9 protein-coding genes are annotated in these 14,403 nt (G+C 44.4%); 2 read left to right on the forward strand and 7 right to left on the reverse strand.

Annotated elements, in window-relative coordinates:
- Positions 1 to 67: 67 nt before the first annotated feature.
- Positions 68 to 2,248, reverse strand: a complete 2,181-nt coding sequence (locus F6K64_RS05110) for a glycosyltransferase (protein WP_502708029.1) — start codon at positions 2,246 to 2,248, stop codon at positions 68 to 70.
- A 708-nt stretch (positions 2,249 to 2,956) separates the two neighbouring features.
- Between F6K64_RS05110 and F6K64_RS05115 the strand changes: the two genes are divergently transcribed.
- Together F6K64_RS05115 and F6K64_RS05120 are read left to right on the forward strand one after the other, a co-directional pair.
- Positions 2,957 to 3,085, forward strand: a complete 129-nt coding sequence (locus tag F6K64_RS05115) for a hypothetical protein (RefSeq protein WP_267875718.1) — start codon at positions 2,957 to 2,959, stop codon at positions 3,083 to 3,085.
- A 147-nt stretch (positions 3,086 to 3,232) separates the two neighbouring features.
- Complete coding sequence (locus F6K64_RS05120) at positions 3,233 to 3,631, forward strand: DM13 domain-containing protein (RefSeq protein ID WP_008186477.1); 399 nt, start codon at positions 3,233 to 3,235, stop codon at positions 3,629 to 3,631.
- A gap of 39 nt (positions 3,632 to 3,670) precedes the next feature.
- Here the strand turns inward: F6K64_RS05120 and F6K64_RS05125 are convergent, their stop codons facing one another.
- From F6K64_RS05125 to F6K64_RS05150, 6 genes are all read right to left on the reverse strand, one after another.
- Positions 3,671 to 4,885, reverse strand: a complete 1,215-nt coding sequence (locus F6K64_RS05125; protein WP_044493842.1) for a bifunctional sterol desaturase/short chain dehydrogenase — start codon at positions 4,883 to 4,885, stop codon at positions 3,671 to 3,673.
- A gap of 265 nt (positions 4,886 to 5,150) precedes the next feature.
- The gene (locus F6K64_RS05130; RefSeq protein ID WP_008186482.1) at positions 5,151 to 5,900 is read right to left on the reverse strand and encodes an ABC transporter ATP-binding protein; all 750 of its coding nucleotides are present in this window, start codon (positions 5,898 to 5,900) and stop codon (positions 5,151 to 5,153) included.
- Between the two features lie 343 nt (positions 5,901 to 6,243).
- Positions 6,244 to 6,462: a hypothetical protein gene (locus F6K64_RS05135; RefSeq protein WP_008186483.1), complete on the reverse strand. Its 219-nt coding sequence runs from the start codon at positions 6,460 to 6,462 to the stop codon at positions 6,244 to 6,246.
- A gap of 201 nt (positions 6,463 to 6,663) precedes the next feature.
- Positions 6,664 to 7,173: a chemotaxis protein CheW gene (locus tag F6K64_RS05140; protein WP_287265021.1), complete on the reverse strand. Its 510-nt coding sequence runs from the start codon at positions 7,171 to 7,173 to the stop codon at positions 6,664 to 6,666.
- Positions 7,174 to 7,466: 293 nt separating this feature from the next.
- Positions 7,467 to 11,237 carry a hybrid sensor histidine kinase/response regulator gene (locus F6K64_RS05145; RefSeq protein ID WP_287265022.1) on the reverse strand — a complete coding sequence of 1,257 codons (3,771 nt, stop codon included), beginning with the start codon at positions 11,235 to 11,237 and terminating at the stop codon, positions 7,467 to 7,469.
- Positions 11,238 to 11,333: 96 nt separating this feature from the next.
- A complete protein-coding gene (locus tag F6K64_RS05150) occupies positions 11,334 to 14,372 on the reverse strand; it encodes a methyl-accepting chemotaxis protein (RefSeq protein ID WP_287265024.1) in 3,039 nt (1,012 codons plus the stop codon).
- Positions 14,373 to 14,403: the final 31 nt, after the last annotated feature.

Consider the following 14,403-nt stretch of genomic DNA (forward strand, 5'->3'; position numbering starts at 1 on the left):
TTCTAGCTACTATGGTCACCCCGCCAGAATTCTGATAAATAGGCACTGGTAAAGTGTTGAAAGTTTCTCAACTCCTACCTTGGCGATCAAATAGTACTCGCGGTTTCAACAAAATCTTAAACAACAGTAAAAGCGATCGCATTTCTGATGGACTTTCCCGTCGCTGCCATCGACCCGGACGGCAAAAGAGCATCTCTACCAAAGTGCGATGCTCTTGGAGAGTTAATGGGTCAAACATAATCCGTAGAGTAGCTTCCTCACCACTGTTGTCAATTTCAGTAACTACTCCTGACAACTTTAGCTTTTCCTCGATCATCTCTAGTGTCACTGGCAACGGTTCAGTGGCAGTGTTTCCGGTATCGAATCGTAAATCAGCCACCTCGGTCAAAGCCACTTGAGCACCAACTTCTGAAATCTTGGTGGTCATACCCCAGACAGTGCGATTTCCGATCTCAAGCCGCACCACTCGGCGCAACTTGAACCACTGGTAAAGGTCCCGATTAGGGACATCCACTACAATCAATAAAGCAATACCCAACATGATCAGGTTATAGATACTCCAAATCCAACCTAGACTCAGACCTTGAATCATCTGAGCGTCAGTAGCTGATATCCCACTCCCCCAATACATCATAGAAGTACTCAAATTCTGCCATAGGCTAACTGCTGTAGCGATAAATAGGATAATCAAAGGTAATCCCAACTTGGAGTTAAACACAAAGCGATCGCGTTTTACGCCTTTGGGTGTTACCTTAAATCCTTTGCCAAAGGGATTGAGCATGACTTGTATGACTGTCATGCTCAAAGGAATACACCAAGGCAATGAGTAAATATCCGAGAACAACCCTGACCGGGAACGGAGGTTTAACCAGGAAAAAACCGTGAGCTGTATCAGATAATAAGGTAGCAAGAAATACAACAATTCAGCAGCGGTTGCTTGTAAGGGAATCACCCCTAGAAAGGAATAAGCTAGAGGCATTAACAGGAATCCGAAGCGAGATAAACCGGTAAACCAATGTAGTAATCCGTCTAAATGCGCCAGTCTTTGGATCGGTTTTAACCCCGGAATAGTTAGAGGGTTGGCATCAATAAAAAATGCCTGTAATGTTCCTTGAGCCCACCGCAATCGTTGAGCTACATGGGCAGCAATATTTTCTGCGGCTAAACCAGCACTAAGTTTTTCATCTAAATAAATAACCTGGTAACCCATTGCTGCTATCCGAATACCAGTAAAGTAATCTTCAGTCAAAGAATCGGTTACAAAACCACCAGCCGCTTCTATAATATCACGTTTCACAACAAAGGACGTTCCGGCACAAACGACACCGCCAGCACCATCTCTTATGGGCTGAAGTTGCCGATAAAATACCTCTTCTTCTGGCAGTAGCACATCTTCTAAACCTAAATTGTAGGCAATCGGATCAGGGTTATAAAAGCTTTGAGGAGTTTGGACTAATCCCACATTACTTTTTTTAAAAAAGCCTACGGTGCGAGTCATAAAATTTTTATTCGGAACAAAATCCGCATCGAAGAATACAATTAAATCCCCTGAGGTTTTTGAAATAGCATGGTTTAAGTTTCCGGCTTTGGCATAGGAATTATCTGGACGAGTGATATAGTGACACCCCAATTCAGCAGCTAGCTCTTTGACATTTTGACGTTTGGTATCATCTAGTAAATAAACCTTTTTGTTGTCATAATCTATCCCTTGACAACCCATAATTGTTCGCTTTAGGATAAAACAGGGTTCATTATAGGTTGGGATTAAGATATCCACAGAAGGATTAAACCTTCCTGAAATAACATCTAATGATAACTGGGAAGCCTGAGCGCTACGGTTTTTGACCCTTAACATTAAAAATAGCTGGATAATACTGCTGGTTAGCAACAACATTTCCAGGAAAAATAATCCTAGGCTAAAGAAACCATTAAGGGGATCCACTAAATTCAGGGTAGAGAAGATTCGCCAGAGCAGATATCGTGCCAATAGTGCTAGCAAAATCCCCACCACTAGATTTCTAGACCAAGTGCGAGGACGGGGAGAGATTTTCGTGACCCCCAGGACAACAACCATTAAAATAATCGTTGGTAGCAATAAGTAGTGCTGCTGAGTCACCATTGGTGCTTCCAGCCACATCGGTGGGTTTCTTTGCCAGACATGCAGCTGAGCAAATAGCTGGGTAATCTGCCCCTGACCAGTCAACCAAGCTAAAGCGATCGCACTAAAACTAGTAACTAGAATCAGCATCACGACCGTTGCGGCTCGTAACCTAAAAACTTGTTTGTTAGAAGAACACCTAGAGTTTGGGTAGCTCACTTTGGGAACTGTCATGTCTAAAAACAGGTATAGCGCTGTGGGCAGGGAATAGGGAATAGGACATTAAAAAGTGTGGTATTATAAAGGTTATAGCAATTATTTGCCCCTTGAATTTTACAACACTATTACAGCCATTACTGTCTCATAACTTGTTATTTTAAACTCAACCAAACTAATAAAATAGTATGTGACTAATCTAGATGATATTGATAATAGATTAATAGAACCTGAGCCAAATATTAAAATTTACTTAACTTACCAATTTTGGGATATATTAATGGATAAAATTTTTAATGAGCTAGAGTTTAGAATTACTCAGTAAATTTCTTAACCAAAACTCAGACTACTGCCACCGAAGACTAGACATAATAGCAAATAGAGTAATGTTTCCACGAGATAGATAATCTGATGAAACTTCACTATTTAGCGATCTTTGGTGCCTAAGCATTCAGCCGTCAGCCGTCAGCCGTCAGCTAAAGGCTCACGCTACTTGAGGTGCTTTTTGGCAAAGGCTTTGGCCTTGGCCTTTCGGCCACGCGTGCGCGTTTGGCCACGCTGTGCGAACGACCCTGGGACTTCACTCAGCATTATTCCAATGCTTACTTGTTGTCTTGATCCCAAGCGCGAGTGGGGGAAACCATGGCAGACCGCGAGTGGGGGGAACCCCCTTTGGCGGCACTGCCTCCCCAAGACCGTAATGGTGCGCTTACAGTCGTCGAATTAAATTCGCCACGGGTCGCACCTCTGCATCGCTTATTCAAAAGCTGAGAGCTGATAGCTGATAGCTGATAGCTGAATACTTACTTTGGTGCTACTGCCTTTTTAAGCGTAGGTTGTGTAGCAGGAGTACCTGGGAATCAGAGTACTGTTCAGGAAAAACCATCCACCTCTACATCTACGACAACCAAGATTGATGTGTCCAGTGCTCCAGCTGCTAAACCAACTGCAACACTGGCACAGGCAACAAGTAGATCAGGAAATTTTGTAACAGCAGCCCATTCTACTCAAGGCATGGTAAGTTTAGTCACAGACAATGGACAACGTTACCTAAAGTTTGACGAAACCTTTAAAACCGATAACGGACCTGATTTAATGGTGCTGTTGCACCGCCAAACTGTCCCCAAATCCTACAGTAAGGAAAATTATCAAAGTCTTGGTCGTCTTCAGCAGGTCAGTGGCACTCAACGGTACCGTATCCCTGCTGATCTTAATCCAGAGGACTTTAGCTCTGTAGTCATATGGTGCCGTAAATTCAACGTCACCTTGGCCTTTCGGCCACGCTACGCGAATGGCTACGCCACCCTTAGTAATTAGTAGCACTAATTAATAATAATTAACCCAAGTTGCTAAGGACTAATGACTAAACAGCCTATAGTATAGGCTGACAAAAAATTCCTTGACTGGAAACGCTAAATAGGTTATAGGATTAATCGTCACAATGATGTTACGGACATCACGAGTGGCTAGATTAAGGATTTGCTTGGCTACCCAATCCGCTGACATGACCCCAACTGGATTGAGATTACTTTTAAATGGTCCGAGGATTACTTTACGTACTACACAAGGAGCATCTAGACGACGCAGGGTAACTAGGTCTCCTAGGGTACGTTTGCTCAGTTCATACAAAGGACTAAAAGCTGGATTAACTTCCGCTTCCGAAGTATTAACCCAAACTTCCTTGCGAGCAATATCTTGGTTCGTCCGAACCGTGGATAAAAACATCTCTAGCAACCGCCAACTTGATAATGTGTTGACCTCGTAGGATTTTGCGATCGCATCGGCTGTCCGTTCTTGATGAACATTGATGCCGTGATTGAGAATTAGAATATCCACATTTTCCAAATGTGGGGCTAGTTCTGACTCTTTACTCACTTGCCAAGTGAAGGTTTTTACTGGCAAGCTTTCACCATTGACACTTAAAGTAACAGTTTGTTCTTGGGAGGTCAGAGCAATCACTTTTGCTCCCCGTTGCTGGAGATGGTACAATAGTGACTGTCCCAGAGTTCCCGATGCTCCCGTCACTGCAATAGTTTTTCCTTGGAGCGATAGTGCTGTCCCCATCAGTTTGTCTACTAAAGTCAATGTGCCGCCATAGTAAGCCTTTTGGTTATCAAAGTGATGTCGCCAATGGTAGCTGCGATTCACCATCCAAGGGGAAGGAGGACAGAGGAATGGACCCGGAAGGTGGGTTCCATCAGTCAACTTATCGGCTCCCTTGATGCCATAGCCACGAGCGATCGCACCAAATAGAAATACCATAGTGTACACAGAACCAGCCAAAGCTGCCCAATGCAGATTTGGTGTCCAGGTATAAGCCAACCACCATACCACCAAGCCTAACATTAGCATAACCAACGCTTCTGGCACATCATTACGCCAGTGCGCCTGTCGATAAATGGTATCACTGACAGCAGTTAAATCCTGACGGAAGACCCGATGATGCCACACATGCAAGCGATACAGAGGTGTCCAGTGATGGGACAGGAGGTGATAGAAGTCTCGCACCAGTTCTACCCACAGAATAGAACCCAGTCCCAAAACCCCTATAGCTAGCCAGAAATTTACCATAAACATGATTATGATGCCTAGAGTGAACAGTAATTTGTCGTGTTGGCAAATTGCCCATTCACATCATAATTAGGTAGGTACAAATAAAACTAAGATGTTGAGGGTGAATCATTAACACTCACCCCTCACCCCTCAACTTTCACCCCTCAACTTTCAACCTTCAACCTTCAACCTTCAACCTTCAACCCTCAACCTTCAATTCTCAACCCTCAACCTTCAACCTTCAATTCTCAACCCTCAACCTTCAACCTTAAACCTTCAACCTTCAACCTTCAACCTTCAACATACCATCTTCCATATAAGACACTTGGTCAGCTACATCGATAATACGAGGATCGTGGGTTACCATCAGCACTGTGCAGCCTTTATCCTTAGCCAGACGACGCAGCAACTCAATGACTGTATGACCACTGTGAGAGTCCAAGGCTGCCGTTGGCTCATCTGCCATAATTAGCGGTGGCTCTTTAGCTAAAGCCCGCGCGATCGCTACCCGTTGCTTCTGTCCCCCTGACAAGTCACTTGGTCTAAGATGTCCTTTCCCCTCTAAACCAACCTGCTCTAATAACGTTTTTGCCTGCTGTCGAGCATTTACCCCCCGAATTCCCTTAATGTTTAGCACAACTTCCACATTCTCTGCTGCTGTCAGAGCTGGAAATAGGTTGAAGTGTTGGAAAATAAAGCCAATGTGTTCTCGTCGAAACTCTGCCAGCTTAGTTCTAGACATACCGGTAATTTCTTGACCCAGTAAATAGACTTTTCCCAAGGTCGGGGTCAGTAATCCGGCCAAGATTGACAAAAGGGTAGTCTTGCCAGAGCCAGACGGTCCCATTAAAAGTTGGATATCACCACGTTTGACTTCCCAGTCAATTCCTTTGAGGACTTGAACACGGTTTTGTCCTGACTGGAAGTCCATCTGCACCCCTTTAGCAAGAATGGAGCGTATACCATACTTAGGTAAATCTATAACTTTAGATACTTTAGAGCCGCCCTTAATCAGTTTTTTGGGAAACACCATATATTAAACTTTAGCAGCACCAGTTGACTAGACTCTTAGGTCGTACTGCTGGAAATTGACGACTCCCCATCGCTAAAGCTAGGGGATTCTGGCAGGTTGATCTGCGCACCCGCGAGCTACACTGAATAGAAACGTTTTGTTTCACATCAGAGGGACTCGCCATAAGTCCTACTGCTAGAGATAAGACTTACTATGCTACATCTTATCTCTAGATGCGTTTTGTCGGATACTTGTTCCGACTGCTTCTACTTCACCCTTATAGTGCTAAGCAATAGTGCTATGCATCGTAGATAGAAGCGTAGGTGGAAGCTACACCCGTGAACTACCAGACCCTGAGCTTAAGCTAAAGCACTGGATTCCGACTTAACAAGGAATTGCCTAAATTTAGTTGCCCAAACCCAGGTCTGATATTCCTGGCATCAGCAGCAGTCCTAGTTTCTAAGACCGATGATTCTGCTTGGTTGTTTTTTTGGCAACAAGGTTTTTTGACTTGGTTATCGACAAAGCGCGTTTTTGATGCTAGCAACTTCTTGGCACAATTCCCAGAAAAAGGCTCTCCCATAGGAAGCTCATCAAGCACGGATAGAGCGCGGGACTTCCCGCTTAACCTTTAATTCTGGCAGATAGCCATTACATAATTTGAAGTATAACAGAAATCTCATCCACTGGGACTATTCCCATTCCATAAAGCTAGGGGCGAAGATAGCTCATAGCTGATTCCTCAATGCTTCACCCCTTTTCCCTTTCCCTGTTCACCTTTTCCCTATTCAGAAACCGAAGGCAGCAATTGATTAACATCTAGCAAAAAGACTGTCAAAGATGTATTTTCTTGGGGAATAACCGCAACATGACTAGCAATTCCTAGGGTATCAGCTTGACGAAAAGACTCTGGTAGGGTACGAATATCAGTCACGGAAACCTCTATCAAATTCGGTGTTTTGAGTACAAGGATACCAAATCGTTCACCCCTCGTATTTTGAGCAATCAGCAGGAAACGTCCTGGGTTAGAAGTGCTGATTTGGCTAGATTTAAATAACCGGCGATGCAAGTCGATAATAGGAATTTCCTGATCATCGATATGGGCAATGCCAATATCATTGAGTCCACTGCTATAAACAGTTGTATAATTAATTACTTTGTTGACACACTCAATCGGAAAGGCGAAATTGATGCTGTCTATTCTAAAGACCACTAATTTCAAGAATGATGTAGCCTTCTGATTTGGCGATAGATAATTATCATTAAGCTGGGAGTAAATTAAGTTATTTTTCATGATGTCCCATTCCTATAGTGTTAGGAGAAGTATGAAGGATTAAAGATTCCAAGTCTTCTGAGCAGGATTTGGAAGCAATAGGAATTGAATGGATTAACTCACCAGACTAAGTTTGTCAACTTAGGATTAAAAGTATAATGATGCACGATAATTCAAGGATCTGGGTGCAAGTAACTGATTAGTCGTGGACACCCCTCAATAAGCTAATTGCTTATTGCTTATTGCTAAAGGCTGATTAGGAATAACTGATAGCACCTCAAGTAGCGCATTAGCTGATCAATTAATACTTAAAATTAAGATTTAATTTGTTCAATAATGTTTTTGATTTTTCCAATAAAATCTTGTTCAATATAAGGTTTAGTAAAGTAAGCGTTAGCACCCAAATGCATTGCCAAACGCTGATGTTTTTCACTGCTACGGGAGGTAAGCATGGCTATAGGAATTTTTGATAACTGAGGGTCTTGGCGACGTTGACCAAGAAACTCAAAACCGTTCATATTCGGCATTTCAATATCACAAATTATCATCTGGACTTTGGAACTTTGCCGCAATTGTTCCAAGGCTTCCTGTCCATCCCGAGCCTGTAAAACTCGGTAACCCGCTTTTTGCAAGCTCATAGCCAAGGTTCGTCGTAAACCTGTAGAATCATCCACAATTAAAATTGTGGGAAGTGGAGCAGTTTTAGCAGGAGTTTGAGTCCGGTTAACCGATGACTTTTTCTTAGCGGTAGCTTCGAGTATATTGGACAAGGTTCTCGGTTTAGTCTCTTCCTGGCTTTGAGCTAAAAATTGCTCTAGCAGGGCGTTACCATCTATCACCGGAATTAAACTACCATCCCCCAAGATGGTACAACCATAGGTATAACTGGGAGCCGCAAGGGCTTTGCCAAAGGGTTTAATCACTAGCTCTTGCTCTGTGATCACGCGATCGATTTCTAACGCAAAAGCCTGCTGCTCTCGACGCATTACTACCAGAGGTAATGCCCAATCTTCAGGAGTGGGGACATAGACTAAAGCTTTGCTAGGAGTGGTTTCCCTGACTGGACAGTTATATTCCAAAAGATCAGACATGGTATAAGTGGGAAGCATTTGTCCGCGCCAGAGCAAAAACCGTTTTGTCCCAGATTTTTGCATCTGATCCCCCTTGGGAACCACAATTTCTTCAATACTGTCTGATGGTAAAGCGATAACAATTGGGCCGACTGTAGCAATTAGTAATTTAGCAATGGTTAGAGTTAACGGCAGGCGTAGGGTAAAGGTTGTACCCTTACCTGGGGATGAGGTGACAGAGATTTTACCTTTGAGAGCTCGAATTTGAGAGCGTACTACATCTAAACCTACTCCCCTACCAGACAGTTCACTGACTTTAGCTGCGGTAGAAAATCCTGGCTCAAAAATCATCTTTAACAGGCGGGATGGAGGAGCTTTAGCAATTTGTTTGGCTGACAACAATCCCTTGACCAATACTTGGTTACGAATGCGTTCAATATTGAGACCTTGACCGTCATCCTTGACTTGAATGATGGTTTGATTGCCTTTATGGTAAGCTCGAATTTCAATTTGTCCTTGCTCTGATTTACCTCGTTTCTGCCGAATTTCAGGGGATTCAATGCCATGATCAAAAGCATTCCGGAGTAAATGTAGTAAGGGGTCATAAAGTTTTTCCAGGACTGCTCTATCCACCAAAACTCCTGTACCACTAAGCTTGAGTTTGGCTGGCTTGTGGTGTTGGGTAGAAAGATCCCGTAAAGCCCGGGGAAAGCGGTTGAGTACTTGACCCAGAGGCAACATCCGCGCCCACATCAGTTCGTCTCGTAGCTGAGAAAGCATTTGCCGCTGTTGTTCCAAGGTCTGATCAGACTGCTGGGCAAATAGGGTTATATCCCCCACGGCTTCCTTAAGCAGCATCATTTCTTCCTGTAGTCCTTGGATCAAAGAATGGACGTTGCTATAGCTATCCATTTCCAAGGAATCAAACAGGGGTTTGTTCAATGGGTCTAACTCACTATCTAGGCTCTTTTGGCCTGACCAGGTTACCGATTGCTGGGGTGAGTTTCTCTCACCAACAGAATTCGTCCCTTGGTGATTCCACTCATTCTTACTAAGGGAGGCAAAGCTAGGATTTGAGACCATTGATCCAGCACTTGAGGCACTCGCTAGACTCTGATCAGATAAGTCTTGTAATTGACTAACAATGGTTTGACAAAGGTCAAATCTTTGGGTAAGTTCCCGCACTGCTGCTTGTAATTGTTCATTTTGCAGCCCAATACTATTGCGGTTGATCACCAGTTCCCCTACCAGATTGTTCATCCGTTCTAGTCGCTTTAAGTTAACCCGGACTGAACTCTCGGGGGAGATAGAGGTTGGACTTTGGCTGGGATAGTCTGACGGCTTAGGAGTAGCTTGATTAGGTCGATTAGGTTGATGCTGCTGGGATTTAGCCGATTTAGTGGGTTGGTTAATAGCTAATTCATTGGCTAGGAATGCTGCTGCTGGTAACGTTGGTGGTGATGGAACATCTGCTTTAGGCATATCCTGGAGCGGTGGTAGGCTTTCAAAGATTTGTTCAATCTTTTCTACTGCGGCTTCCAGGGTTTTTGGTACCTCTAGGGATGAGTTCTTCCGGGGAGCAGAAGCAGTGCTTGATGGATTGGGCGAGTTCGCTACTGGTTTAGATCCTGGGGTAGGGTCAGCCTTAGATTTACTCAGGTCTTGCTCCGAGCCTGGGACAGTTTCTGGGGTCGGGGAAATGGTTTCCTCTGGGAAAGATGCTTCTGCCTCTTGGACTGGGTTAACTTGATCCTCTGAAGGCGTAGATTGATCAGATGGTAGGTCAAGACTTGCTTGCCCCAAGTCACTAGTTCTGAGATCAGCAACAATGGGTGGGGTTAGAGGAACTTCCTCAGCTGGCAGCTTCACTTGGGGCTGCTGGGCAGTGGTTTCCTGGCCTAGAGCAACGTCTTCAAAGAGTAAGGTCTGTTGATCTTGGTTAAAGTTACTAAAAATATCAGTAACATCAGCTGAGTCGGTAACCTTCCAAGATGGTGGGTCAACAGTTGCTTGATCTAGGTCAGTTTCCTGATCGGCAAGGGTGGGTGAGGTCTCGAAAGTCTCTTCACCTAGTGGATTGAGTTGGGATGGTTCGGTAGCGGTTTGCTCGGATAAGGTAAAGTCATCAAAGGCATTGGTTGCTTCGCCTAGGTTAAAGTCACTAAAGATATCTTCAAATTCAGAGGTGGTATTTAGACTATTTGTGATGTCATTAGTCGGAGCGGCAGGAGCTTGTGTTAAAGCAACTAGAGCAGTCGAGGGATTTCCCCCTTGAGTGCGATCGCCTGCTAGTACAGCAGCTCGTCCTGTTGTAAAATCAGCTAGGGCCAGTTCAATAATTTTCAGGACTTGGTGGGGATTTTGCTCTACTGCCGCTATAGCCGTTTGGGCAATCGCGCCAAATCCGGACAAGTTCAGTAACTCGGCAAAGCCAGCAAATACCTCTGCTTGTGCCTTTAATTCCCCCACGACCTCATAATTTTGGGGATTGGCTAAAACCGCAGCAAGACGTTCTAGTCCCTGAGCCACATCAACCTCAAAAATAGAGGATACAATATCAATACCTAAGTCACCGGAACTAGGAATGTAGTTATGAACCTGTGTAAGGGCATCACCGAGTCGTTCTTCAATCTGGGCATAAGTGGATTGAGCACTGGCTAGCGCTTGCTCTGGGTCAAAATAGCCTTCCTGAATTTGCTGGATGAGGGGGTTCCGGAGGCAGTCATAAGCTTTGAGCAGCAAGCTTTCTAGCTCAGTATCAAGTTGTACCTCGTCGCTGTAGAAAGCCTTGAAGATATCTTCGAGACGATGAGCCAAGGTTTTAATTGCCTCTAGCCCAACACTGGCAGCACCTCCCTTAATGGAGTGAGCGGCTCGCATTAAATCGTGGATTTTAGCCGTGCTTCGTTCTTGCTGGAGATTCAGTAAACCTGTCTCGATCAGTTGCAACAGCTCTGGTGCCTCTTCGATAAAAAACTGATAGGCTTGGTCTTGGATCTCAGAGTGAGTTGCCATGGTTCTTCATTGGTCATTGGTCAAGAGAAAATTGCAAATTGGTCATTGGTCATTGGTCATTGGTCATTAACAACATAACTAATAACTACAATGACACTAACTCACCTTGAACTTGCCTACACTATCTTGCAGTTCCTCAGCCACTGTTAGCAGTTCTTTGAACGAGTTAGATACTTGGCTGACTTCTGTGGATGTTCTATTCGCGATCGCTGCTACGTCAGTCATAGTTTCAGTAACTGAAACGCTTGCTTGGGTTTGATCAACAGCTGTGATGGCAATTGCTTTGACCAATTCATTGATCTTGACCGTTACGGCAGTAATTTGATTCAAACTCTGCCTGGTGTCATCCACCAGTTGAGTCCCAACTACCACTTGCTCAGTTCCCTCTTCCATAGCGGCTGCCACCTCATTGGTTTCCGCCTGAATGTCTGCTACCAGCTTTTCAATTTCCGCCGTTGCCTCCGCCGATTGATGAGCCAACGCTCGTACTTCATCAGCAACTACTGCAAAGCCTCGACCAGCTTCCCCAGCACGAGCCGCCTCAATAGCGGCATTGAGGGCTAACATATTGGTTTGCTCAGCAAAGCCACTAATCAGGTTGACTACCTTAGAAATCTTTTGGGACGATTCCCCAAGACGTTTGACCTTCTTAGCCGTACTACCTACAGTTTCCCGAATCGCCATAAAACCTTCCACAGTGAGGTTCATAGCAGCATCCCCAGCTTCCACCGTCTGAGCTGCTTGTTTGACTGCGGCTTCGGCTTCAGAGGCACTGGCAGCCACAGAGCGAGTTGAGACTGTCATGTCATGAATTTTTTGTAAAGCATTAGCAATTTCCTCCGCCTGTCGTAAAGCTTCTGTGGATAGCTCTCGGATGGCTGCTTCATCTTGAGTAGTGGTGCTAGTGACTTGCTTGGTTGCCTGTTGGACTTGCAGTACAAGTTTCCGCAAGCTTTCGATGGTAGCATTGTAGGAATCGGCAATAGTTCCCAATTCATCGGCAGTCACTTGGGCTCGAATAGTGAGGTCTCCTTTACTAACTGGCTCTACTTCCATCAACAGTTCTAGAGCACGCTTTTGCAGCTCCTCTTTGAGCTGGCGCTGTTCCTGAGCAAGATTTTCGGCTTTTTGGCGGGCTGCCTCCATTTGTTCTAAGGATGTGGCTCGCTGCATAACATTGCCCAGCTGAACAGATAACTGCGTCAGGAAAATGATTTCAGACTCTTGCCACTGGTGTGGGGCCCTACAATGATGAGCAATAAGTAAACCGTAGAGTGTTTCTCCGTGGACAATTGGTGTCACTAAATTTGCTTTGATTTGCAATCGTTCCATCAACTTCTCGTGGTCACGATGGAAACCTGCTTCAAATACATTATTGGTGGCAATGACACGCCCATGTTTGTAGCCATCAATCAGTTGCTGTGGAATACAAGCATCTTCAATTTTCTTCTCAATCCTATCCTCAACCATATTTTCAATTGCTTTGGGCCAACCGGGTTGAACTGTCTCGAATCCAATGTAGCCACTACCATCAGGATTCAGGCGGTAGATAACTACCCGGTCCGCATTTAACTGATTGAGGGCTGTTTCCACCGCTTCTTGGAAAAGAGCTTTGAGGTCGAGAGATTTGTCCATGGGGGTAGCAGCAAGGTTAATAATGACCTGTGTCCGATTTGCCTCTCGATGTACCAGGTTTTCCTGACTGGTAACACTCTCAGCCATTTTATTAAAGGTCCTAGCTAGCTTACCGATCTCATCGTTAGTGATCAGATTGCTTCGGACTTGGCGTGACCCTTGAGCAAATTGCTCGGCTAAGTTTTGTAGCTGCTGGATAGGTTTAGTAATGGCTCGTCCTAGAAGAATAGCTAGTAATAGATTAGCGGTTAAAGCTAAGATGACTACTACCAACTGTAGGAGTAGCTTGTTGCTGAGCAGGAAGTTGAGTTGAGCTTCTGAGGTTCCCCTTACCAAAAGGGCAACTGGCTTACCACTAAAATTATTTAGCGTCTTGGCAGCGACTGTATAGGTTTGTCTCCCTATATTGATGCGTTTGGTAATCGGATTACCCTGAGCTGTTACCGCTTGATTCAGGAAAGGGGTATCGGGCAAGAAGACGTTCGGTTGAGCTTCTGCTAAATTGGTACTTTCACCCTGATCTAAGGCAGTTACCAAGACGAATTGACCATCGGCTTGACGTAGATATACCGCACTATAACCTCCCCCAAAAGACTTTAGGGTATCCTCGACGATAGGCAGCTTGCCATTGACAATATCCCCAGAAACCAATACTCCCAAAACTGCTCCTGTGTCGGTGGCTCTAATCGGTGTCACGGTGTAGCGAATCAAGAGATTGTTTTGCTGGACAATCCCAGCAGGTAGAAAGGGAGACTCTTTAGCAAGCTCAGACCAGCTGACTAGTTCACTGGTTTTAATTTGCTGAGGATTTTCCAGAACCTGACTGACTAAGTCGTTGGGATCGAAAAACTCCCCAGTTCGATCAGCATTAGCATTGACAATAATTCGCCGATCCTTTCCAACCAACGTGGCATATTCAATCCTACGAGTCTGGATTTCTTGCTGGAGAATATCTTTCACTTGTTTGAACAACCCGGGGGTTAAGGGTTTGCCTTGAGCATGGGTTTGAACCGCTTGAATAATTGCGCTATTGTGAGTTTGTCCCCGAAAGCCAAACCCCATCTGATTAATTTTGATATTATAGATAATATCCATAACCGCCAATTCTGATGTGGCTTGGTTGATTAACTGAGCACGACCTCCTGTAACAATCAAAAAAGCCCCCACACCTGCTAAGCCAACTACGGAGATCACTTCTGACGTCAACAGGGCGAAAAGCTGCTTCCTTTGTATAGGAAGGTTATAAAACCATTGAAAAAATAAAGATGGAAGTTTGTGGGCTGGTGCAACCTTTGACTGGATTAATTGGGGTAGTAGCAGTGATTTACCCAGTTTAGTTTTCCGAGTAAATGTTGACAGAAGCAAAGCTTGGTAGCTGCCATTATCACCATTTTCTGAAAAATTATCAGATAATTTATCTGATAACTTAATATAATTAGTATCAATCTGGTGACCATTGTTATCCTTAAGGGAGTTATTATGAGGAGGGATTTTAGTCATGGAATACGCCCAATTAATTAATTAAAAATAG

It is taken from the genome of Moorena sp. SIO3A2 (assembly GCF_010672265.1).
GTDB lineage: Bacteria > Cyanobacteriota > Cyanobacteriia > Cyanobacteriales > Coleofasciculaceae > Moorena > Moorena producens.